Below are 23,399 nucleotides of genomic sequence, written 5' to 3' on the forward strand. Positions count from 1 at the left end.
TTGCGAATATTCCCACTATATAGTGGTTTTTTTGGCATGCCATGAAATTATTTGAATACTAATATGAACTTAAAATACACCATTCAAATTCACGAAAGAAAAATTAATGGTAAAATATTGTAGCTGGTGATAGTCCGATATTATTTAATGTGGCTTAGCTTGATGGCTATGTGGGCAAACCCCATTTCATGAGTTACGACAACCATAGTCATGCCTTCTTTTGCAAGTCCCTTCATTACTCCTAAAACCTCTCCAACGAGCTCTGGGTCTAAAGATGATGTAGGTTCATCAAAGAGCATTATGTCAGGTCTCATAGCTAACGCTCTCGCTATAGCCACTCTCTGTTTTTGTCCTCCTGATAACTTCGATGGGTAATCATCTACTTTTTCTTTAAGACCTACCTTTTCTATAATTCCCGTCGCTCTCTTTAAAACTTCTTCTCTCGCCTCATGCTTAACGGTAATTGGAGCCTCTATAACATTTTGTAATACAGTCATATGATGGAACAAATTAAAGTTTTGGAATACCATTCCTACTTTTTCAATGGTGTTTCTCATATGCCTTTTATTTTTAATATCCAGCTTTTCTCCTTCAATGAAAACTTCTCCCATATTAGGCTGTTCGAGATGATTTAAACACCTTAAAAATGTGCTTTTCCCTGAACCAGAAGGCCCTAGTATAACTAGTACTTCTCCTTTTTTAACTGTTACATTTAAATTTTCAAATACTGTTAACGAGCCAAATTTCTTAGTTAAATTTTTAGTTTCTATCATATACATTCTGTATCACCTCTACTAATATACTGACAGTCTTTTTTCATAATATGAAAATACTGTAGTGAAAATTGTTGTCATTAAAAGATACAAGCATCCTGTTATAAAGAAAGCTTCCATAGGTCTAAAGCTCGAAGCATATAAAAGCTGTGCTGATCTCATAATTTCAACCATTGCTATAGTTGACACTAAGGAGGTATCCTTAAGCATTGTTATAAACTCATTACCTACAGATGGAATAATTATTTTAAAGGTTTGAGGTAACACCACTCTTTTCATAGTATCAAAATAAGTGAACCCGAGTGACCTGCAGGCTTCAAATTGGCCCTTATCAATTGAAAGTATTCCACCCCTTATTATTTCTGCCATGTATGCTCCTGCATTTAAGCTAAGTCCTATTAACGCTGCCTGAAAAGATGTAAATTTGATACCTAAATAGGGCAAACCATAATAGAAAACAAATAATTGAAGCAGCATCGGTGTCCCTCTAAAGATCCAAGTATAAAAACCTGCTACAGTAGCCATTAACTTATTTTTTGAAAGCTTTAGTAGTGCTGTACCCATACCTATTAAACTTCCAAATACTAATGATATAAGAGTTAATTCCATAGTCATTAAACTTCCTTGTAATAATACCGGAAACATATCCTTTAAAACATTTATATCCATTCTTGTTCCTCCTAGCTATTTCTTATATGCGTCAAATCCAAACCATTTTTGCGAAAGCTTAGATAATGTTCCATCTGCTTCAAGTTCATTAAGTGCCTTTTGCACAGCTGTTCTTAATTCTTTATCTTCCTTTTTAAATCCAATTCCAATAGGTTCTTCACTAATTTTGTCAGTTAAAACCTCATACTCACCTGATTTTTTTGACACATAATATCCACCGACTTGAGCATCCATAATTACTGCATCTACTCTTCCTGATGATAATTCTTGGAAGGCTTCTGTAATTTTGTCATACTTTTTAACTTCTTTTAACCCTTTCATTGCAGAAGCTGCAGTATCTCCTGTAGACCCTAATTGACAAGCTGCCACCTTACCCTTTAAATCTTCCAATTTCTTTATTTTTGTATTTCCTTGTTTTATAGCCGCAACTTGTCCACCCATTACATAACTGTCTGAAAAATCTATACTTTCTTTTCTCTTATCCGTGATACTCATAGCTGAGAGTATTACATTAAATTTTGATGATGTAAGTGCCAAAAGTATTCCATTAAAATCTGTAGTAGTATACTCTGTTTCCACCCCTAATTTTTTCCCTATTTCATTTCCTAAATCCACATCAAATCCCACTAAATTATTTTTAGAATCTCTAAACTCCATCGGAGGATAAGAATCATCTAATCCTATAGTTAATTTGCCCGCTTTCTTAACCGCTTCTAAAGAATTAAGTTTTTCCTGTTTTTGACCACATCCCACAAGTAATACACCCGCTATAGTAACCGTTAATATAATTGACACGATCTTTTTCACTTTATCACTCCCCCATTTATAATTGCACTTATGAATATTTATGCATATACATGTATATCATTTATTTTTTCTTATTTTTTATTGTTTAGTTGTTTTTAACTCTTATTATTGGTTTTACTGGTTTGTTTTTATTTATTATATGTTAATTCTCATAATAATGCAATACTTTTTTCTTATTATTTTATTCATTTTATATAATATTTATACAAGATATAGAATAAACCCTTGCCAAACTAATTGATACTACTCATTTTTAGCAATATACACTTTTCGTTATAGCACAAACTAAAAAAACACGTAACAGGTGGTATTACCTGTTACGTGTTTTTTTATAACTATTTTTTTCTAATCTACAATATTAAATACTCCTAAATCTGCACACACAATATCTTTCTTCATAAGTTCTACAACTGCCTTTGCAGTATCCAATGAAGTAATAACCGAGATATTACTTTCAATAGCTGTTCTTCTAATTCTAAAACCATCTGTTTTCGAATCATTACCTTTAGTAGGGGTATTTATTACTAAATCAACCTGTCTGTCCTTTATTACATTAATGATATTAGGGGTTCCCTCTTTAATTTTTTTAACCTCTAAGGCATCAATTCCGTTGTCTTTTAATAACTTAGCTGTACCCTGCGTTGCTATAAATTTATAATTTAATTCACTAAATGCCTTTGCTACATACAAAAACTCTCCGTAATCCTGTGGATTTATTGTTGCCAAGATAACTCCTTTTTCTTTTTTAACCTTCATTCCAGATGCTACAAGCCCTTTATAGAGAGCTTCTTCGAAACTTCTTCCTATTCCAAGTACCTCTCCTGTGGATCTCATTTCTGGTCCAAGGCACACTTCAACCTCCGGAAGTTTTTGAGTTGAGAATACCGGGACCTTAACTGACACTAATTCTGGCTGCGTGTAAACTCCACTACCATACCCTAAATTTTTCAATTTTTCTCCTAGCATTACTCTTGTGGCAAGTTCTACTATTGGCACTTTACTAACCTTACTAATATACGGAACTGTACGGCTAGCTCTTGGATTAACCTCTATTATGTATAATTCATCTTTAAATTCTATAAACTGAATATTAATCATGCCTATTACTCCGAGTCCTATTGCTATCTTCCTCGTGTATTCTACTATTTTTTCTTTTATAGCAAGTGATATATTTTGGCTTGGATATATTGTAATACTATCTCCAGAGTGTACCCCTGCTCTCTCTAGATGCTCCATAATACCTGGTATTAATATTTCCTCACCGTCACAAATAGCATCAACTTCTATTTCTCTGCCCAATAAATATCTATCTATTAAAACAGGATTTTTCTTATCTTTCTCAAATGCATTCTTTAAATAATGCTCCAGTTCTTTTTCTGCATAAGTTATTTCCATTCCCTGTCCACCTAATACATATGATGGCCTAACCAAAGCCGGATAACCTATGTTTTCAGCCTCTTCTAATCCTTGTTTTAAATTCCAAACAGCTTTTCCCTTTGGTCTATTTATATTTAGTTCTTCAAGCAGTGCATCAAATTTTTCTCTATCCTCGGCTACATCCATCTGTTCAGGCTTAGTTCCATATATAGATATGTTTTTTTCCTTTAAGAATTTAGCAAGTTTAATAGCAGTTTGACCTCCAAATTGAAGTATAACCCCATCCGGATTTTCTTTTTCAACAATATTAAACACTTCTTCTTCTGTTAATGGTTCAAAATATAATTTATCCGAAATATTAAAGTCCGTACTAACCGTTTCCGGATTATTATTTACAATTATAGTTTCAATTCCTAGCTTTTTAAGAGCAATTACACTATGAACAGATGCGTAATCAAACTCAATACCCTGCCCTATTCTTATAGGGCCTGAACCTATTACCATAACCTTCTTTCTATTACTTACCTCAACTTCATCATATTCATCATAAGTTGAGTAATAATATGGTGATAAAGCCTCAAATTCTCCTCCACATGTATCTACCATCTTATAGACAGGTTTAACATTCCATATATTCCTCAGTTCGTAAATCACATTCGGATTCACCTCTAATAAATCCGCAATACCTTTATCCGAAAATCCCTTTTTCTTTAATAAAAGCAACCATTCTTTATTCATATCTTGCACTGACGTTTTTTTTATTTTTTCCTCTTCATCCACTATCCACTTAATTTTATTTACAAAGAATTTATCTATTCCTGTAATTTCCGAAACCTTTTCCACCATATAATCACGCCTAAGCATTTCAGCTAAATGAAATATTCTCTCATCATCAGGAGCCATCACTCTTTTCTTTAATTCTTTTAAACTTTTTTGCGCAAGGCCGTCGTATTGTAATGAATACTTTCCTATTTCTAAAGAGCGGATCCCTTTTAATAGAGCCGCTTCAAAATTGCTTCCAATTGACATTATTTCACCTGTAGCCATCATCTTTGTACCTAAAACTCTATCTGCACCCTGAAACTTATCAAAAGGCCACTTAGGAATTTTTACCACCACATAATCTAGTGAAGGTTCAAAACAAGCATATGTTTTTTGTGTTACTGCATTTTTTATCTCATCTAGTGCATATCCCAGCGCTATTTTCGCCGCCACTTTGGCAATGGGATATCCCGTAGCCTTTGAAGCTAGTGCAGAAGATCTACTTACCCTTGGATTAATTTCTATAACTGCATACTCAAAGCTCTTGGGATCAAGGGCAAGTTGCACATTGCAGCCGCCTTCTATACCTACGCTGTTTATAATATTTACGGATGCACTTCTAAGCATTTGGTATTCTTTATCCGAAAGGGTTTGACTTGGTGCTACAACAATACTATCTCCAGTGTGTATTCCCACAGGATCTATATTTTCCATATTACATATGGTAATGCAATTGCCATAGCTATCTCTCATAACTTCATATTCTATCTCTTTCCAACCTTTAATACTCTTTTCTAAAAGAACCTGCCCGATAGTACTTAATTGTAATCCCAATTCTAAAATTTCAATTAGTTCCTCCTCAGACTCAGCAATTCCACCTCCACTTCCTCCTAGAGTATATGCTGGTCTTACAATCACAGGATAATCTATTTCACTCGCAAAACTTACTCCACCTGCTATATCTGTAACAATTGCACTTTCTACAACCGGCTGATCAATTTTCTGCATAAGATTTCTAAAAAGTTCTCTATCTTCGCCTTTTTTTATTGCTCCTATCGAGGTTCCAATTACTCTCACATTATATTTTTCTAAAATTCCATTATCAAATAGTTCAACCGCTAAATTAAGTCCCGTTTGTCCCCCCATACCCGCAAGTAAACTGTCTGGCCTTTCCTTATCAATAACCTTTTCCAAAAATTCTATAGTTAAAGGTTCTATATAAACAATGTCCGCAACCTCTTTATCAGTCATTATAGTTGCCGGATTGCTATTGACAAGTACAACTTCTATGCCTTCCTCTTTTAATGCTTGACAAGCTTGTGTTCCAGAATAATCAAATTCCGCAGCTTGCCCTATTATTATCGGCCCTGACCCAACTACTAGTACTTTTTTAATTCTTTTATCTAATGGCATATAAATCCTCCTATACGTTATCTCGTCTTAGACTCTATTTATGTATCCTAATTTTCATCAATTCTTAACTTTTTCTTCTCAACTTTCACCTTTAAATATCTACCCTATATCAGTGACAGAAATTTATCAAAAATAATATCTATATCTTTAGGCCCCGGACAAGCCTCCGGATGGAACTGCACACTAAGTATTGGCAGCTTTTTATGTCTCATTCCTTCTATTGTTCCATCATTTACACTTACATGTGTAACCTCCATATCTTCTGGCAGTTCACTCACATAATATCCGTGGTTTTGCGATGTAATATAAACCTTATTTTCTTCTATATCTTTAACCGGATGATTGCACCCTCTATGACCAAACTTAAGTTTTTCAGTTTTCCCACCAAGAGCTAACGCCAAAAGTTGATGCCCTAGGCAAATTCCAGCTACAGGTTTTTTACCTATAATCTCTCCCAATGTCTTAATCACCTCTTGCAATTCCTCTGGATCCCCAGGTCCATTTGATAAAAATACTAGATCAGGGTTAACCTTTAATATTTCTTCCAGCTTAACGAAAGCAGGGAATATTGTTAATTTGCAATTTCTCGCAATAAACGAGCGAAGTATATTTTCCTTTATTCCAAAATCTATAATAGCCACATGTCGTCCTGTACCGTAAGTCGTGTAACACTCTTTCGTCGTAACTTTCATCACCGCATCGCTATTATTAAAACTCGCAAGTTTTTGATTTATTTCGCTTTTTGTAAGTTCCTTTGTAGCAATAATACCTTTCATATTTCCGTTATTTCTAAGTATTTTTGTTAATGCCCTTGTATCAATGCCTTCAAGTCCTATTATTTTGTTTTGTTTAAAGTATCCTTCCAAATCCATTTCGCATCTAAAGTTATTAGGATAATCACATTTTTCTCTAACAATGAACCCCTTTACCTTAGGAGACTTTGACTCTACATCTTCCAAATTAATTCCATAATTCCCGATGAGCGGATATGTCATAGTCACTATTTGTCCATAATAAGATGGGTCCGTTAAAATTTCTTCATATCCAGTCATACCCGTATTAAAAACCACTTCCCCAACACTTTCTTCTAAATACCCAAATATATTGCCTTCAAATATTATTCCATTCTCTAAAATCAACTTACCCTTCATTCTAAATCCTCCTACGTCAAATAAAAATATTTTTTCTAACAAAATAAAGGATAATAGAGAGATTATTTAAATAATCTCTCTATTATCCTTTTTAATATGTTAATGACATTTTTTAACGAAATAAAAAACATACTTACAGTTTTATTGTTAAAATCAATAACTGCATTACATCTAACTGAATTACATTTAATGGTATTAAATTCAAAATTGACAGAACAAAAAACACATGCCATAATTATCTATACTCCTTCCTAGCCTCACAGGACTAATTTAAAAGTGTACTTTACTTTTATTTGTAATTTTTATGATTTATAATTTCTTTCTATCTTAATTTAAATTTCATTATTTGTCAATGTATAAATGTAATTTTAAGTTGCAAGTTTATTCATACTTTATAATTTATTCTATATATCTATCACTATTTCTAATTCACTAAATTATATCTACCCTACAGAATAAAATAGGAGGCAACAATGTGCAAAAAATAGGAATGAGAAATATAAAAACTGCGATTTCAGTTTTTTTATGTATAATTATACTAAGAGCTTTTCATAATACATTTCCCTTTTATGCATGTATAGCTGCGGTAATAACAATGCAAAGCGCTGTACATGATTCCTTTACTACTGGCAAAAACAGAATGATTGGTACTATTGTAGGTGCAATTTGGGGATTAATATTCACACTTATAAGTCCTAACGATGTATTTCTTACTAGCATTGGAATAGTATTTGTAATTTATTCTTTGAATCTTCTTAATAGAAAAAAGTCTATTACCATTGCATGCGTGGTTTTTTTAGCTATAATGACGAATCTTAAACAAGGCACTCCTCTATTTTATAGTTTAAATAGAGTTGTAGAAACTTTTATCGGTATTTTTGTATCAGTTTCAGTAAACTATCTTATATTCCATCGTAAATACTTAGATAACTTACATAGGGATGCAGAAAATTTAACCCATAATATTTTTTTAATTTCTAAAGAGATGATTAATTTCAATACAGATATTAATCTTTCTAGTTTAAACATCCAAATATCCAAATTGGAAAAATCACTAGACTCATACTTAAGTGAAATACAAAGTGAGGATGTTAAAAACCACCATATACTTAAAATTAACAAAGTCATAGATACTTCGAAAACTGCTTATAATCACCTAGTTATACTAAAATCTTTAACCTTTACGCATTCTCATTCTAATTGCTATATCAACGAGAGTAACTGTATTAGAATAAATGAATTATTTAATGAAAATATATTTAGTTACCCGTACATTAGTAATGATATAAACATAGTATTTAACTTTCACCTTCAAAATTTAATTGAAACTTTAACTATTTCAAGAAAAATATACTAAAAAGACTACTTAAAAACATAACTTACTGAGTGTATTTCGTGTTTTATTCAAATTATTTTATAAGCAAAGTCGTACTACACATCACAATACGGCTTTACTTAATTTATAAATCTGTCTTTGTATAGTACACAATACCTAATGCACCAGGTCCAACATGAGTTCCTATTACAGGTCCAATTGGAGCTATGTCTATTTTTTTTCCTATACATTCTTCGACTTTTTTTGCAAAAGCCAGTGCTCCTTCAACATCATTTATGTGATGAATCATTACCTCTCCAAGTCCATGTTTTGTTATGTCCTCAGTGAATTTATCAATCATAGTTTGTATTGCACGTTTTTTAGTCCTTACTTTATTAAATAATTCTGTTTTTCCATCTACTACGGTAAGAATAGGTTTGATTTGAAAAATAGTACCTAACAGTGCACTTGCACCACCTATTCTGCCTCCTTTTTTTAGATACTCTAAATTATCAGGAATAAACAGAAACCTGCTTCTTTTTATATTGTTTTTTACTATATCAACTACTTCATTTATTGATTTTCCTTGTTGCGACGCAATCGCTGCTGTTAAGACTGCAAATCCTAATTGCATGCAATTGGATCTAGAATCAATAATCTCAATTAATGCATTTGGATAGTTTTCAAGAATCATACTCTTTGCAAGGCATGCATTTGAATAAGTTCCACTCATATCTGAAGAAAGGAAAACACCAACTACTTCATTATTATCTCTTACCTGATTTTCTATCATATTATACATTTCCACAAGCGATGGTTGTGATGAAGTAGGAATACTTAAGTTCTTATCTAGTTTTTCGTAAAAACTTTCATTTTCAATAAGAATTTCTTTGAATTCCTTATCTTCAAAAATAACACTTAATGAAACTATAGAAATATCATATTTCCTCAATAAATCCTCACTTATATATGAGGTACTATCAGTGACTATTTTTACCGCCATTATACATCCCTCACTTATTAATTGCTAATTGCTACTTGCTAATTGCTAATTGCTAATTGCTACTTGCTAATTGCTAATTGCTAATTGCTACTTGCTAATTGCTAATTGCTAATTGCTAATTGCTAATTGCTAATTATATTATACTACAGTCTTGCGCTAAACAAAATCAATCTTTATATTACATTTATAAACACAAATATTGTAATATATTTCACAAAATATTAAATTATTTTAAATTCCTACAAATAGCACTCAAATACCTCTTAATATGTTATAATTATAATGTAAAAAGTAGGTGGTGTAATTATTTAGTAAATTGTGTTAGTTGAAATAAATAATTTTTAAAATTAAAGCTTGAATTAATCAATATAAAATAAAGGGAGGTGCTGCAAAAATATAGGTTAACTGTGAATTTCCACCTATATTTGCAAGCGGGAAAATATGAATAAAGATGACCTAAAAAATAATGACAATAATAAAATTATAAATAATTTGTATTCAAACAAAAATATTCCAGAAAAACCTGACTCTAAAACCGACAATAGTGATGTGACTAAGTTAAAAGATGATGAGGAAAGTGAAAAATACATAAAAGAAATGCATGAGTTAGCAGACAAAAACGAGTTTAAGAACAATGTGGTTGTTTTAGGACTTGGTATAGTTATAGTATCTATAATTATATTTTCTATTTTTATGAACACTTCATTCATGAAACCCAAAACAGATGTAGCTACCATTAAATCAGTCCAAAAAAATCCCACTGCTACCCCCTCCACTAAAGCACCTGAAACTACTAAAGATGTTGAAACTACTAAAACAGAACCCATTAAACCTATCATAGCTTCAACAAAAATTTATGAATATTTAAATATAGAAGCAAATAGAACATCTGTCCTAAAAAAAGCAATTACTTTAAATAGTGGAAATCAAAAGGGTGTTACTGTATGTCTCTTATCAGAGATTTTGAGAATTAATTCCATCGCTATCCCTGCGAAAACAACAACTGTAAAGTCATTAATGGAGTCTTTAACTTCTATGGACTGGAAAAAGAATACTGACTTCACTAAATTAGAAAAAGGTGATATATGTTTCACTACAGATATGCCAGATAGTCCTGGTACGCCTTCCCATGCCTATGTATTTATGGGTTGGGTAAAAGATGGTAAAACTGATTATGCCTATGTATGTGATGGTCAACTTGAAGTATTTGATAGTATACTTCATAAACGAAATCTATCTGTTACAACTACAACAAAGGATCAATTTAGCTTTTTTCTTAGAAAATAAAAAATAATACCTCAGGGTGCCCTGAGGTATTATTTTTTATAATTTTATTTCTTTTATAACAGTGCCATCTAAATCTTTTATTTGAAATAAATCATCTTTGAGTATTGCATAAGAATTAGGGTTATTTTCCTTAGGTAAAGATACCGAGCCAGGATTTAAAATATATATTTTATTGTATTTTTTAGCTACAGGGACATGCGTGTGTCCAAATACCAAAACATCATTTTCGCTTAATTTGGGTAAATTATCCTCATTATATATGTGCCCATGAGTCAAAAATAATCTTCTATTATTGCATAATATTATAGAATAATCAGACATCATAGGATACTCTATAATCATTTGATCCACCTCACTATCACAGTTCCCTCTAACAGCTATTATTTTATCTTTATACTCATTCAAGAGGCTAGCTACTAATTGTGGATTGTAATCCTTTGGCAATTGATTTCTTGGGCCATGATATAACACATCTCCTAAAAGCACTATATAACTCGCTCCCTCTTCTTTATATCGCTCTATAGCCTTTTTAAGATAGTATAAAGAACCATGGATATCGGAAATAAAAAATATCTTCATCATAACTTAGCTCCTTTCAAATAGATTAATATTCATGCTTTATAATTCCTATAGCTACTCCTAAAATGTATGTATCTTCACTATCTACTACAATAGGCTGATATTTTTCATTCTCTGGCATAAGTAATATTCTATCTTTGTTTATAGAAAGTCTCTTTAAAGTTGCATTTCCTCCTATGTCAACTGCTACGATATCCTTATTATTTGCAGCTTGTTCCTGCCGTATTACTACATAATCTCCATTATTAATGTGAGCCCCAATCATACTGTCACCTTTAACCTTTAAAATGAATGGGTTTTTTACTCCCTTTAACCAATATTTTGGGATATAAAATTTACCTTCCATTTCAGAATTAATAAGCATAGGTTCGCCTGCCGCTATATCACTATACACGGGTAGCTCCAATAATTCTTCATTTATATACTCATAGTTGCCTTTTTCATCATTTACTATAATATCTGATATTCTACTATAATCCCGAATAAACTCATATGCTCTGTTATGTCTTATATCACAATACTTAAAGTTCTCCAACGAATTAATGTCCATGTTTTTGCTTGTTATATCATCACACTTTTTTTGGATCTTTTCTTGTGTTTTATAGTATTTTTTGAATGAATAGGACTTTACTTTTTCTCCTAGCGGTTTAGTATTAACTCTTTTGCCTTTCACCATCCATGAGTTAGTATTGTGCGGTCTATCCACATCAAGAAGAAACACCATGTTCGAATAAGATTTTTCATTAAATAATGCATTAATAAAATCCACTTGTATCTTAGTTAAATTATTACTTTTGTCAATTATTATATGAGAATACCTGCCAACTGTAGTAGTTTGTGCCATTCGCAGAGCATATATATTAATATCTTCATTGTCAACTAAATCCTCTGATTTAAGCTTTTCATTATACGTGATCATTAGTTCAAATATCGCTTTCCTAGCAGTTGAATTTTTAAGAATTCTTTGAGGTCCTTGTCCTTTTTCGCATTTTCTTCCTATTCTATTTACTTGCAAATACAAATCAGCTTTTAAGTAATTGCAACTTTTTATCCACTTTACTTCTTCTATAAAAAATTGAGCATAATCTGTATGTAATATTCTTAGTCTTGGATAAATATTTTTAATTTGTAATATACAATCTTTCATAATGCTATTTTTTTTATCATTATCGACAATTATTTTATTTTTTAATTTATGTTTGTTTTTATATTTAATAAAATATCTATGTAAAATACTTTCTAATGTAACCACATGAAAGTTTCTTTCACTATTAGAAAATAGACTTAAATAATCTAACCTAGTTTCTTCTTCTGCTCTGTTATATATTTTTTCAATATAATTTATGTCTTCATCCTTAGATGCCAACATTAATATTTTATCCTCTTCATATAAACAATAGTTATTTTTTAAATAAAGGCTTCTATAAATGGCTGCAGTCGTTTTACCGGAACCTTGAATTCCTCTAATTAAGCTATATCTTGAGGGTTTGCTATGAATCATTTTTTGTTGCTCTAAACTTAATTCCATTTAATCACCTCCACTGTGGACATACTAATAGTATACAATAATAATAACCTGAAAGTAAAATTTTTATGAAATTGTAAATTTAAAATGTCGTGCAAATATATTTATGGGAATATCAATAAAAATTACTAATTATGTACCTTTAGATTCAGGAATATCTACACACATTTACTGAGCATACTAAGTTATATATTAATTTATTAATTTATCTAAATAAAATAAACTAGAGGTGATTGTTCTGAAAGGAAAGATGTTAAGTATTATTGTTTCTTCAATGCTTTTTGTTAGTAGTTTTTCAAGTGTTGCTTATAGCAAAGATTTAAGCAATATTTCAATTAAAGACTCAAACAATGGATATTATAATAATCAAGATTCAAAAACACCTACCATAGTAAATTTTTTCAAAAGCGTCTTTAGTAATACTAAGCCCTCTACCGGATTAAGCACTAAAGAATATAATTGGTATTTCCAACCGCGTAATGACAATAATCCACCTGAAGGACCTAAAGAAACCAAAGAATTTATATCAAAGTATGGTTCTTATTATTTAGGCGATACATCAAAAAAGATATTATATTTAACTTTTGATGAGGGTTATGAGGCTGGATATACCGCTCCAATTTTAGATGTTTTAAAAAAGCATAATGTAAAAGCAGCATTTTTCGTTGTAAAACCTTATGTTACTTCTAACCCAGAATTAATTAAAAGAATGGTAGATGAAGGTCACTTAGTATGCAACCACAGTAATCACCATCCCTCAATGGCTTCTATAAAGGATGAAAAAAAATTCGATAAAGAATTATCTGATGTAGAAGAAGCATTCGAAAATATTACTCATAAAAAGATGTCTAAGTATTTTAGACCTCCAATGGGGAAATATAGTGAATTATCCTTACAATATACTCAAAACTACGGATATAAAACTGTATTTTGGAGTTTTGCTTATATGGATTGGCTTACTGGCAATCAACCATCACATGAAAGTGCAAAAAAACGTATTATGCAAAGAACCCACAACGGTGGAATTATGTTACTACATGCAGTGTCAAAAACCAATGCTGAAATATTAGATGATGTGATTACCGAATGGGAAAGCAAAGGCTATAAACTAAAAAGCTTAGATGAATTACCTGCTAAACATTAAAAACTTATATATTTTCTATAACTTAAATTAAACCCTATATATATAGATAGGGTTTAATTTATTTTTTATAAAAAGGACTATTAAGATGAGGCTGATGCTGAAATGTCGTTAAAGCTTTTTATATAACATTTCTATATGTGGAATGTTATCTTCCAAATATACCTCAGAAACCCTCACAAACCCTAAACTCGAATAAAAATTTATTAAATACTCTTGTGCTCCAATCCTAATTGCCTTCTCATTTAAATTATTCTCGATAAATCCTATTGCTCTTAGCATCATTTGTTTTGCTAAACCTTTACCACGATATTTTTTATCAGTTAAGACCCTTCCTATAGATATCTCATTATAAGAAACACCTTTTTCTAAAATCCTTAGGTAAACAATGATTTGTCCGTTTTCTTTTGCAAATAAATGATAAGATTTATTATCTTTACCATCACACTCCTCATAAATGCATTGCTGCTCTATAACAAAGACTTCACTTCTAAGTTTTAAAATTTCATATACTTCTTCACCACTTAGTTCATTAAATTTTTTTATTTCCCAGTTCATACTTCTTAACCCTCCTTTTCTTCATGTTATCTTTCTAATAATTTCTTTGTGTATTCATTATTGATATTATAATAATGTTTTACGCAAAGATTTTTATTAATCCTATTACTAATAAATGTACTGGATAAAAAGCATAAAAAAAGTATTTTAAATCTTTACCCTTCTTATCATTATACATAAATATAAAAATTAATGCTAATAGGGATAATGCTTGATTAAACCAAACTAGCTCTATTGTTGTTACTGAAAATTCGTACATATAGAATAATATTTGTGATGCATTAAATAATACATATACACCAATCTGAGATATAATTGTTTTAATCTTACTATCTCTAAAAACGTAAAATGCAAGAATCATAGCAACTCCATAAATTCCGTAATCCGCATGAAAAATTTCAGTTGTTAGTCCCATTGTTACTGCAAATATTATTTTACCAAATTTCGACTCATTTTTATCCCATTTATGGATTACTAGTAATCCATATGCTAATGTAAAGAAAATATTTAAATGTGGATCTGGACTTCCTATAAAAAATCTTACAAAATCAGAGAAACTATTTATACTAAACTGTTCCCCAAAAGCTAATGAAAATGGTATTTGTGATACAACTGCAAATATTAATAATCTTCGTAAATATTCAGAAAATGATTTTGTTTTAGAATATCCTACAACAATTAAATAAGCGAATATAGGAAATGATAATCTCCCTATCATTCTTAGAATTATAACCTCTGGGAAAAGTGCCGCCCCTACGTGGTCAATTAACATTAATAAAATTGCAATAACTTTTAACATGCTGGTTGTCATCAATACCTCCCATAATTAGGTTTTCATTTAATTGTATTTATAATATGATACCATTTATTTTATGTTTTTGCATTACTATGTTTTTAACACCAATAGTATTATTACTGTTAAAAAATCCTGAACTCTTTGAGCTCAGGATTTTTTACTTTTTAGGTCCTTTACTTAATCTTTATAGATTATAATAAATATAGTGAACTTATTAATCAATAATTGCGTTAAAGGATTGCTAGGAGTGATTATTATTGGATGAACTAGAACTTATTAATAAAGCTAAGGATGGAAATAAAAGCGCACTAAATTCTCTTTTAAAAGATAATTACAATATTTTAAAAGGTTATGTTATTAAAATGGTAGGCGATCCACACTTAGCACAGGATATTATTCAGGATGCATTGCTTAAAGCTGTGATTAATATAAACAAATTTGAGCCTAAAGCAAAGTTTTCTACTTGGCTCATAAAAATAGCTACTAATGTTTACAGAGATTATTTAAGAAAGAATAAATCATTTAAACTAGTAAAGGAAAGTTTGGCTGATAGATGCAAACAGGTGGAGGATATTGTAATATCAAATTATGAATATAAAGAGATAATGAAAATAATTTTAAAGTTACCCTATGAGAAAAGGGCTGTATTTATTTTAAAGCATTATTATGGTTACAAATATGAGGAAATATCAGAAATTTTAGGATGTCCCCTTGGAACAGTTAGGTCAAGGCTTCATAATACAGTGAAATATATAATAAGTGAAATTGAAAGGAAGGAGATTATGTAAATGAAGGATTCTGATAAAATTAAAAACTCTTTGATTGATGAATTTTATAATGAAGCTCATGAAAAGGTTGATAAAAATATAAAGTATAGTGACGAATATAAAGAATTTAAAAACGTCCTTAATTCCACAGCTAATAAAATGGATGTTTTAAATGAAGATATATTTGATTTTGATATAGATACCTTAAGCATAATAGAACAAGGAGAGTATATAAAAGAAACTAGAAATGCTAAAAAAGAATTCATACTGTTTATATTATCATCTTTTTTAATTCTTTCTGTATATGCTATAGCCATCATTTTCTTAGGTTATAAGATACTAATTATTTCACAGATCCTTATTATTACCATTGCCCCTTGGATAATAATACCTGCTTTGATAACTAAAAAAAGAGGAAGTGAAGGTTAATAGTGATTTTAAATAATAAACTAACTATAGTGCTTGCAATAGCTATTCCTATATTATTAATTCAAGGAGCTTGGGTATTTTGTGATGCAAGAAGGCGTAAAGAAAAATACTATTGGATTTGGGGGATTTTTGCACTTATTAATACTCCAGGTAATCTTCTTATTTATCTATTAGTAACACGAGTAATATTAAAAAATAAAAAATAAAAAATAAAAAAGTATATATTACTATTAATGCATTCACTTCGCTAAGAACTATTAATTTTATTTTTAATTAATCTGCTAAAAAACATAAACTCGCTGTAAAATGTACCCTATAGAGTAGACGATTTTAAAAAAACTACCCTATGGGGTTTTTCTATGTATAATGGAATAAAGGATTAGGGGTGAATAAATGAGCATTAAGAATTTTACAGAAAAAGAAGTGAAAGTGTTATCCAAAAATAAATATGTAACAAATGTTAGTATTAAAGGTATAACTTACACTGATGAATATAAACGCATTTTTGTAACAGAGAATGAAAAGGGCAAATCTATAAAAGAAATATTTAAAGAATATGGTTTTGATATAGACGTTCTTGGAAATGATCGAATTAGATCAGCAGCTTACAGATGGCGGACTGCATATAGAAAAAAAGGTGTAATAGGACTGAATGATACAAGGAAATCAATGTGCGGAAGATCAAGAGGGAAAGATCTTCCCATAGAAGAAAGATATAAACGTCTTAAGGTCCAAGTTAATTTACTTAAAGCTGAGAATGAATTACTAAAAAAAATCGACATCCTAGAAAGAAGGCTGGTAAAGAAAAAATAATATTAGTAGCAGAAGAAAAATATATTCTTATCAATTCACAAATTAAAAAATATAAACTCAGAAATATGCTTAGCCATTTATGCAGTGTGTCGGGGGTATCCCGTTCAGGCTACTACAACTATTTCTCAGTTAGTTCACAAGGAGTTAGGAATCAACGTGACGATCATGATCAAATAGTGCGAGATACTATCTTAAAAGCATATAACTTTAAAGGCCGCAAAAAAGGAGCTAGACAAATTAAAATGACGTTAGAAGGCGAATTTGGTATCGTTTACAATTTGAAACGTATCCGTAGGATAATGAAGAAATACCAAATTGTATGTCCTATTAGAAAAGCAAATCCTTATAAAAGGATGATGAAAGCCACCCTCGAACATGCTGTTTTACCAAATCTATTAAATAGAAACTTCAAGCAAAATATACCTGGCAAGGTATTGCTTACAGATATAACTTATTTGTTTTATGGAAAGGGTCATAGGGCGTATTTATCAACGATTAAGGATTCCTCTACAAATGAAATACTGGCATATAATGTGTCAGCTAATATTAAGATGGATATAGTCACTGATACTATACTAAAGCTAAAAAAGAATAGAAATATTAAAATATCTAAAGATGCATTTATTCACTCAGATCAAGGTTGTCATTATACAAGTCCAATCCTTCAAAATCTCGTTAAAAGTTGTGGACTAGGACAATCTATGTCAAGACGTGGAAACTGTTGGGATAACGCTCCACAGGAATCATTCTTCGGTCATTTCAAAGATGAGGCAAACATAAAAGAGTGTCAAACATTAGTAGAGTTAAAGAAAGAAATTAAAAAATATATGATCTATTATAATAGATATAGATATCAATGGGATTTGAAAAAGATGACTCCTGTTCAATACAGAAATCATCTTTATAATTCAATATAGTTTTTTCTAATTGTCCTTGACAAAGGGTACAGATTACTGTCGCTCAAACATATGTTTTTCTTAACGCATCTTAATTAAAAATAAAATAAGGAGTTCTAAAGCTTGCTTCAATGCATTATACGTAATATATACTTTTTTTGCGCATAAAAATCGGAATAAAAATAAAATGAACTTTTTGATATTGATTACGTTTCTTTAAAAAAGTTCCATTTGATCAATTTCTTCTGCATCAATTGCTACTTCTTCTAATTTAAACCTTGAAGCAACTATAGTTTCTATGTATTCTTCCCCTTTTATATGCTCTGATTTTAAATACTTTAACCCACTTTTAAGCTTTGATGGTACTAAATCCAGCACATATATATTGTCAAACCTATTTAATACAGATTCTCCTCCTAATCCAGACAAACAAATAAGTTGTGTATTACTCTTTTTAGCTATATCCATAAGAGGTTTTAATAAATGTTCTGCATTAGTTTGTGCAAAAGGGTTATCCATTATGATAACTTTTCCGTCTTCGTTTCTTGAAAATATATCTGTTTCATCTCTTCTCATGTAAGATAGCAGGCTTGATAATATTACAAATGCTGAAAGGAATCCTTCTCCCCCTGAGTTTAGTGCAATTTCATTCCACCCTAATTGAATTTGTCTATCCTCTTCTATTTTATACAGTTTAACTTCTATATTACTTATGGATACAACTTCATTGTAAAGATCACGGGTGTTAATGCTCTTTGATATTAAATCTTCTATATTTTCATTGTTTTGAAGTCTTTCTATTGCTTTTCTAGTAAGACCTTCTAAAAAGTCATTAACTCTTAATCTATAAAGCTCGCAGCTTGCATCCCACTCTGGAAGCTTTATACTGAGCATTTTCACATATTTATCTCTTATTTTTATTGAAGAGTTATTATCAATTTTACCTAAATTAGTATGTACTTCTAGCACATATTCATAAATACTTTGGGCTACATTATCTTTTTCTCTAGTTATTAAATCAATATCTGCTTGGAGTTTTGCCATTAATGCCATATGCGCATCTAGTGTTATATTTAAATTTTCTATTACTATATCTGGCTTATCTATACTTTTTTCAAAAGTTTCTAATGACTTTTTAAAGAAATCATCATTTAAAAATACTGGTTTTCGTGATACCCTGTTTATTTCATTACTGAGGGTAAGACTTTTCTTTGCTTCTTCTTCTAATGAATATCTATAGTCTCTTTGAAGCTCTCCTCTATATTTGTTAAGTCCTTGAATTTCAATATCAACTGCGAGCTCCTCTGTTATAACAAAATCCTTAAACTCTTCTAAAGTAGATAAATTGCTTTCAAGCTTTTCTACAGTTTTTACTGATAATATTTTCTCCTTTTTAACCTCTTCTAATTCATGACCTTTTTCAAAGGTTCTTTTATTAAAATCTCTATCCAATATTTCTTCTCTTGCCTTTGGATTTTCTTTGTTAAATTCATCTTTAATTCTTTTATAAAGATTTTCTATGTTAGTATCAATTTTAACAAAAGCTTTTTCTAATGTCTGGATGTTATAATTAATTTTATCTAAATCACCCTTAAGATTCTTTAATTCTCTTTTTATTTCTTCTTCTTTAAATCTATCATAAGTCACTTCTCTATATTCAATTTCATTTATAGAATATTCTTTACCTTTAGCTATTAGATCTTCTTCTTTTACTTTAAATCTTTCATTTGCATCTCGGAGACTTTCTTCTAAAAGCTGAATATCCGTGGATATTTCCCTGGTTAAGCTATCATATCTAGCTTCTAAGTCTTCTATATCCTTTTGCAAAATTTCACCTTGATTATATTGATTGTACTTATTGAAATTTTCATGAATTTTTTTAAGTTTTCCTAATAAATCTCTAAATCCATCTTGAAGATTTGACAGTGAACCTTCTAAGTCGATTTTATTTTTTTCTTTAATTTGTTTATCATTGTTAAGTCGTGCTATATTTTCAGAAAGCTCATCCAACTTTTTCTTATCAAAAGCATATTTTTCATAGCTTTTTACCAATAAATTAAAATCTTCTATTTCCCTTTTTAGCTTGGGTAATTCACATTCTTCTATATTTATTATTTTGTTTGTTTTTTGTAAAATTTTATTTGTATCAGTTATAGTATCGCGAAGCTTATTAAAAGTGTTTTCCTTTGAAATTAATTCTTCGCTTTTTAAACCTAAGTTCTTTTCTGTATTTTCATAAATTTCTTTATCCAAAACAGAAAACTGAACCGCACTTCTATTTGTTTCATAAAACTCAATATCACTTGTTTTTCGATCTAATATTCCCTCTAATGAAGTTATTTCACCTTGTTTTTCACTTAATAATTTTTTTAGTTCTTGCTCATTTATAAGATTATTATTAAAAGATACATAAAAAGTGATATCATTTAAATTGCATAAGCTATTAACTTTTTCACTAGACTTATTAGTTAAACTCTCCCTTTTTACTATAGGAATAGGATTTGACGTAAACACTCCAATATCTTCCTTATGAAGCTTTATTAAATCCTCCTTTTCCATAATTAAAGAATATGGAAGAAATGGATTATCCTCTATGAATTTTATATTTTCTGCTTCACTATAATTGTTTTTCTTAAGCCAATCCATACCATATATAATGTTTATATCTCTTTGGCGAAGCTTTTCTTCCATGTCCCTTGGAATTTCTAGAGTTCTCCCGGTTTGAAGTTTTTTCTCCTCTTGCTTTCGTTTGTTTAATTTAATAATGAATTTATTTTCTTCTTCTTTTAAAACTCTAATTTTACTATTAAACTCATTTATTATATATTCTTTATCAAAAAGCTTCATCTCATCTACATCTATGTATCTTATAATTTTCTTTCTATTTTCTATTTCTTTAAGCAACTTATTTTTCTCGATTTTCATATTGGATATTTCATTAATAATATTACTTATTTTTTTTGAAATATCATCTTTTTCTCTTTCTTTAATCTTAACCTCAATAGATTTCTCCTCATGTAACCTTTTACTCTTAGCAATATCCTTTTCTTTTTTATTTAAACTTTCACTATATAATAGCGTTTCCTTATTTATAAAATCATCATTACAATATCCCATTAAGTTTCTTTTAAAAGCTCTTTTATATCTGTTGTTGAAATTTTCTTCCTCGATAGAAAATGAATTTATATTACTTTGAAGCCCTCCCTTTACTATGCTCTCTTGTTGAAGCTCCTTATTAATTTCATCTATTCGCTTTTTTGATTCATCTATATTTATTTTTGTATTCTTTATATTTTCCTCGTTTTCTCCTAAAATTTTTGAAGTCGCCTTTTCTTTACCTTCATAATATTTCTTTAAAGTGAATCCTGTATTGTCTCTTTCTGGTTGTAAATCCTTACTCTTTTCCTTTGAAACTTCTATTTGATTTTCATATTTTTGAACATCTCTTGAGGCTTTAACATACTCCCCATATATCTTTGAGCACTCGAGTATCCTCTGCTCCTTTTGAAGAAAATTTGTTTTTTCATTAATATTTGAACCTTCTTCTGTAGCTATTTCTTTATCTACATTTATTTCCTTAGCCTTACCGCAAAGTTCATAAACCTCTGACGATATCTTTTCATATTTGATTTCCACAATATATGATTCTATTTGCGATATTTTAAACTCTAGTCCGTCTTTTTTATGCTCTGCAATGCTTAAACTATCTTCTAAATATTTTATAAGATTAGCTATTTTGTTTTCTAAACTTTTACTATGAGATCTATTGTCCATAAAATCTTCTGCCGCAACTAATATTTCCCTTGCACATAACTTAAACTCTTCTATAGCTTCTTTTTTTTCTATTTTAGACTGATTATATCCATACTGATATATGTACTTTTTAACTATTTCACTAAAATTCTTTATTTTATCCTCATCTTTATTAATCTTATCTTCTACAGCTTTAATAAACCACTTCTCCACAAGCCCTGATACATTTTTTGCTTCTTGAAAAAGTTCTGATAACCCTGATTCTTTCGTATTAATTTTTTTTATTATGCTTTCCCATTCTTTATTATTTATCTTATACTGCCTTAAATTATCAAAATATTTTTTACTCTGCACATGGGCAGTCATATCAAAGTAATTAAAGTTTATATTCTTATCTTTTTTGAGCTCCTCAAGTAACCCTTTAGTCGAAGTAAAACTCTTGATTTTCTTAATATTCTTTTCAATTTCAACTGCTGGAAAATTATAAATATCATATTTACTATTACCCCTATACTCGTGTATAAAAGTTATTATATCTAAATCCTCACCTGAATCGTCATCAGACGAAACCAATCTTTTTCTAATCATCATACCAATAAGCACATACCCCACACCGCCATCGAGCATCCACTCTGTTAAAATATAGCTTGGTGATGTTTTAGTAAAATAGCTTTTAAATGTTCTATCTTTTAAATCCCTATACCTCTTATTCACAAAAGGAGCCATCATTAGTTGAACCATTACAGACTTTCCCCCGCCATTTCTAAGACTCAAAAGGGTACTCTCTCCACCTAGTTCAAATATTTCATCATCTATCTTCATTGAGTTGTTATTATAACTAAAGTTTACAATCCTAAGGGCATTTATTTTACTCATTAATTTCACCCCCAAAAGCTTTAACTACTCTTTCATAGTTATTTTTATTTAATATGTTCCAATCCATAAAGTTATCAAGCTTTGCAGTTGTAATTATCATGTCATCCGCCTGCACATAATTTATAAGTCCTTGATTTTCTAAAAAATTAAGTATGGTGTATATAAACCCTTCCTTAGTAGTTTTAGAAGTAGTTTGCTTATCGGAACTTTTAAGTGCTTCAAAACGTTCTGAAATATTAGTATAGGCAATACCCGTTTTGCTTTGAAACTCTTCTAAATTTTCTTTTTCGGTACTCTCTTTTAATCTATTGCTTATTATATTCAATAACTCTCCACCCTTTAAAAAATCTCTACATTTACTTGTTCTACCCTTAGAACCATAGAACTCAACTAGCATAGTAAGTATTACAAACTGTGATAGGTAGTAGTCCTTGTCATTGCAATTAGACTTACAAAGTTCTTTTTTAAGCACACCCTTAGAGTATCCTAAAAAATCATTTTCCTCACTCGGTATAAGATATATAACTCCACTGTACTTTTCCACCCTGCAGTCACAATTTTCTCCTTGTCTTTTCACTAAATTCATTACCTGCTCACTTTCAGAATACATTCTAAAAAGATCTTTTTCCTTTTCTTCTGAAAGTTCTCCCATTTGAATTAAATAGTAAAATATTTTGTTACTAGTATTTATATCATCTATATTGTACAT

19 protein-coding genes are annotated in these 23,399 nt (G+C 30.0%); 7 read left to right on the forward strand and 12 right to left on the reverse strand.

Going from position 1 to position 23,399, the window contains the following annotated elements; translation table 11 throughout:
* Positions 1–140: 140 nt before the first annotated feature.
* The 5 genes from ACWJJ7_RS04260 to ACWJJ7_RS04280 all read right to left on the reverse strand — a co-directional run bounded on the left by ACWJJ7_RS04260 (position 141) and on the right by ACWJJ7_RS04280 (position 6,952).
* Positions 141–779, reverse strand: coding sequence for an amino acid ABC transporter ATP-binding protein (locus ACWJJ7_RS04260; RefSeq protein WP_462964088.1), 639 nt, complete (start codon positions 777–779; stop codon positions 141–143).
* A gap of 15 nt (positions 780–794) precedes the next feature.
* Entirely contained in the window at positions 795–1,442 is a 648-nt protein-coding gene (locus ACWJJ7_RS04265; RefSeq protein ID WP_165414198.1) for an amino acid ABC transporter permease, read from the reverse strand.
* Between the two features lie 15 nt (positions 1,443–1,457).
* A complete protein-coding gene (locus tag ACWJJ7_RS04270) occupies positions 1,458–2,249 on the reverse strand; it encodes an ABC transporter substrate-binding protein (RefSeq protein WP_165414199.1) in 792 nt (263 codons plus the stop codon).
* A 345-nt stretch (positions 2,250–2,594) separates the two neighbouring features.
* Entirely contained in the window at positions 2,595–5,801 is a 3,207-nt protein-coding gene (gene carB, locus ACWJJ7_RS04275; protein WP_462964089.1) for a carbamoyl-phosphate synthase large subunit, read from the reverse strand.
* Between the two features lie 104 nt (positions 5,802–5,905).
* Positions 5,906–6,952 (reverse strand): carbamoyl phosphate synthase small subunit, encoded by a 1,047-nt coding sequence (locus ACWJJ7_RS04280; RefSeq protein WP_462964090.1) that lies wholly within the window; start codon positions 6,950–6,952, stop codon positions 5,906–5,908.
* Between the two features lie 475 nt (positions 6,953–7,427).
* On the opposite strand from ACWJJ7_RS04280, the gene ACWJJ7_RS04285 reads away from it, so the two are divergent.
* Entirely contained in the window at positions 7,428–8,309 is an 882-nt protein-coding gene (locus ACWJJ7_RS04285) for an FUSC family protein (RefSeq protein ID WP_462964091.1), read from the forward strand.
* Between the two features lie 103 nt (positions 8,310–8,412).
* Here ACWJJ7_RS04285 and ACWJJ7_RS04290 read toward each other — a convergent pair whose 3' ends face one another.
* On the reverse strand, positions 8,413–9,270 hold the full coding sequence (locus ACWJJ7_RS04290; RefSeq protein ID WP_462964092.1) for a DegV family protein: 858 nt from the start codon (positions 9,268–9,270) through the stop codon (positions 8,413–8,415).
* Positions 9,271–9,711: 441 nt separating this feature from the next.
* On the opposite strand from ACWJJ7_RS04290, the gene ACWJJ7_RS04295 reads away from it, so the two are divergent.
* Positions 9,712–10,557, forward strand: coding sequence for a hypothetical protein (locus tag ACWJJ7_RS04295; RefSeq protein WP_462964093.1), 846 nt, complete (start codon positions 9,712–9,714; stop codon positions 10,555–10,557).
* A gap of 36 nt (positions 10,558–10,593) precedes the next feature.
* Here ACWJJ7_RS04295 and yfcE read toward each other — a convergent pair whose 3' ends face one another.
* Both yfcE and ACWJJ7_RS04305 read right to left on the reverse strand, forming a co-directional pair.
* On the reverse strand, positions 10,594–11,136 hold the full coding sequence (gene yfcE, locus ACWJJ7_RS04300) for a phosphodiesterase (RefSeq protein WP_462964939.1): 543 nt from the start codon (positions 11,134–11,136) through the stop codon (positions 10,594–10,596).
* Between the two features lie 25 nt (positions 11,137–11,161).
* Positions 11,162–12,664, reverse strand: a complete 1,503-nt coding sequence (locus ACWJJ7_RS04305) for a LexA family protein (protein ID WP_462964094.1) — start codon at positions 12,662–12,664, stop codon at positions 11,162–11,164.
* 247 nt (positions 12,665–12,911) lie between these two features.
* On the opposite strand from ACWJJ7_RS04305, the gene pdaA reads away from it, so the two are divergent.
* Positions 12,912–13,805, forward strand: a complete 894-nt coding sequence (pdaA, locus tag ACWJJ7_RS04310) for a delta-lactam-biosynthetic de-N-acetylase (RefSeq protein WP_462964095.1) — start codon at positions 12,912–12,914, stop codon at positions 13,803–13,805.
* Positions 13,806–13,913: 108 nt separating this feature from the next.
* On the opposite strand, the gene ACWJJ7_RS04315 is transcribed toward pdaA, so the two are convergent.
* Positions 13,914–14,360, reverse strand: coding sequence for a GNAT family N-acetyltransferase (locus ACWJJ7_RS04315; RefSeq protein WP_165414206.1), 447 nt, complete (start codon positions 14,358–14,360; stop codon positions 13,914–13,916).
* A gap of 79 nt (positions 14,361–14,439) precedes the next feature.
* Positions 14,440–15,171, reverse strand: coding sequence for a TraX family protein (locus ACWJJ7_RS04320; RefSeq protein ID WP_462964096.1), 732 nt, complete (start codon positions 15,169–15,171; stop codon positions 14,440–14,442).
* Between the two features lie 242 nt (positions 15,172–15,413).
* Here ACWJJ7_RS04320 and sigY point away from each other — a divergent pair, with 242 nt between their 5' ends.
* The 4 genes from sigY (at position 15,414) to ACWJJ7_RS04340 (ending at position 18,082) form a co-directional block, all read left to right on the forward strand.
* Entirely contained in the window at positions 15,414–15,944 is a 531-nt protein-coding gene (gene sigY / locus ACWJJ7_RS04325; RefSeq protein WP_462964097.1) for an RNA polymerase sigma factor SigY, read from the forward strand.
* Positions 15,945–16,352, forward strand: a complete 408-nt coding sequence (locus tag ACWJJ7_RS04330) for a hypothetical protein (protein ID WP_462964098.1) — start codon at positions 15,945–15,947, stop codon at positions 16,350–16,352.
* Between the two features lie 2 nt (positions 16,353–16,354).
* Complete coding sequence (locus ACWJJ7_RS04335) at positions 16,355–16,558, forward strand: hypothetical protein (protein ID WP_462964099.1); 204 nt, start codon at positions 16,355–16,357, stop codon at positions 16,556–16,558.
* A gap of 187 nt (positions 16,559–16,745) precedes the next feature.
* A protein-coding gene (locus tag ACWJJ7_RS04340) for an IS3 family transposase (protein WP_462962368.1) occupies positions 16,746–18,082 on the forward strand; the annotation gives its coding sequence in 2 pieces (ribosomal slippage) (positions 16,746–17,127 and positions 17,127–18,082; 1,338 coding nt in all).
* A gap of 195 nt (positions 18,083–18,277) precedes the next feature.
* Here the strand turns inward: ACWJJ7_RS04340 and ACWJJ7_RS04345 are convergent.
* Both ACWJJ7_RS04345 and ACWJJ7_RS04350 read right to left on the reverse strand, forming a co-directional pair.
* The gene (locus tag ACWJJ7_RS04345; protein ID WP_462964100.1) at positions 18,278–22,690 is read right to left on the reverse strand and encodes a hypothetical protein; all 4,413 of its coding nucleotides are present in this window, start codon (positions 22,688–22,690) and stop codon (positions 18,278–18,280) included.
* A complete protein-coding gene (locus ACWJJ7_RS04350; RefSeq protein ID WP_462964101.1) occupies positions 22,683–23,399 on the reverse strand; it encodes a DUF6063 family protein in 717 nt (238 codons plus the stop codon). The genes ACWJJ7_RS04345 and ACWJJ7_RS04350 overlap by 8 nt, the downstream gene beginning before the upstream one ends.

This window comes from Clostridium sp. CM042, assembly GCF_055080995.1.

Excerpts from the sequence above, each read along its gene's own strand:
- ACWJJ7_RS04260 (WP_462964088.1), bottom strand. The coding sequence starts at position 779 with ATGTATATGATAGAAACTAAAAATTTAACTAAGAAATTTGGCTCGTTA.
- ACWJJ7_RS04265 (WP_165414198.1), bottom strand. The coding sequence starts at position 1,442 with ATGGATATAAATGTTTTAAAGGATATGTTTCCGGTATTATTACAAGGA.
- carB (WP_462964089.1), bottom strand. The coding sequence starts at position 5,801 with ATGCCATTAGATAAAAGAATTAAAAAAGTACTAGTAGTTGGGTCAGGG.
- ACWJJ7_RS04280 (WP_462964090.1), bottom strand. The coding sequence starts at position 6,952 with ATGAAGGGTAAGTTGATTTTAGAGAATGGAATAATATTTGAAGGCAAT.
- ACWJJ7_RS04290 (WP_462964092.1), bottom strand. The coding sequence starts at position 9,270 with ATGGCGGTAAAAATAGTCACTGATAGTACCTCATATATAAGTGAGGAT.
- ACWJJ7_RS04295 (WP_462964093.1), top strand. The coding sequence starts at position 9,712 with ATGAATAAAGATGACCTAAAAAATAATGACAATAATAAAATTATAAAT.
- yfcE (WP_462964939.1), bottom strand. The coding sequence starts at position 11,136 with ATGAAGATATTTTTTATTTCCGATATCCATGGTTCTTTATACTATCTT.
- ACWJJ7_RS04305 (WP_462964094.1), bottom strand. The coding sequence starts at position 12,664 with ATGGAATTAAGTTTAGAGCAACAAAAAATGATTCATAGCAAACCCTCA.
- pdaA (WP_462964095.1), top strand. The coding sequence starts at position 12,912 with ATGTTAAGTATTATTGTTTCTTCAATGCTTTTTGTTAGTAGTTTTTCA.
- ACWJJ7_RS04315 (WP_165414206.1), bottom strand. The coding sequence starts at position 14,360 with ATGAACTGGGAAATAAAAAAATTTAATGAACTAAGTGGTGAAGAAGTA.
- ACWJJ7_RS04320 (WP_462964096.1), bottom strand. The coding sequence starts at position 15,171 with ATGACAACCAGCATGTTAAAAGTTATTGCAATTTTATTAATGTTAATT.
- ACWJJ7_RS04330 (WP_462964098.1), top strand. The coding sequence starts at position 15,945 with ATGAAGGATTCTGATAAAATTAAAAACTCTTTGATTGATGAATTTTAT.
- ACWJJ7_RS04345 (WP_462964100.1), bottom strand. The coding sequence starts at position 22,690 with ATGAGTAAAATAAATGCCCTTAGGATTGTAAACTTTAGTTATAATAAC.
- ACWJJ7_RS04350 (WP_462964101.1), bottom strand. The coding sequence starts at position 23,399 with ATGTACAATATAGATGATATAAATACTAGTAACAAAATATTTTACTAT.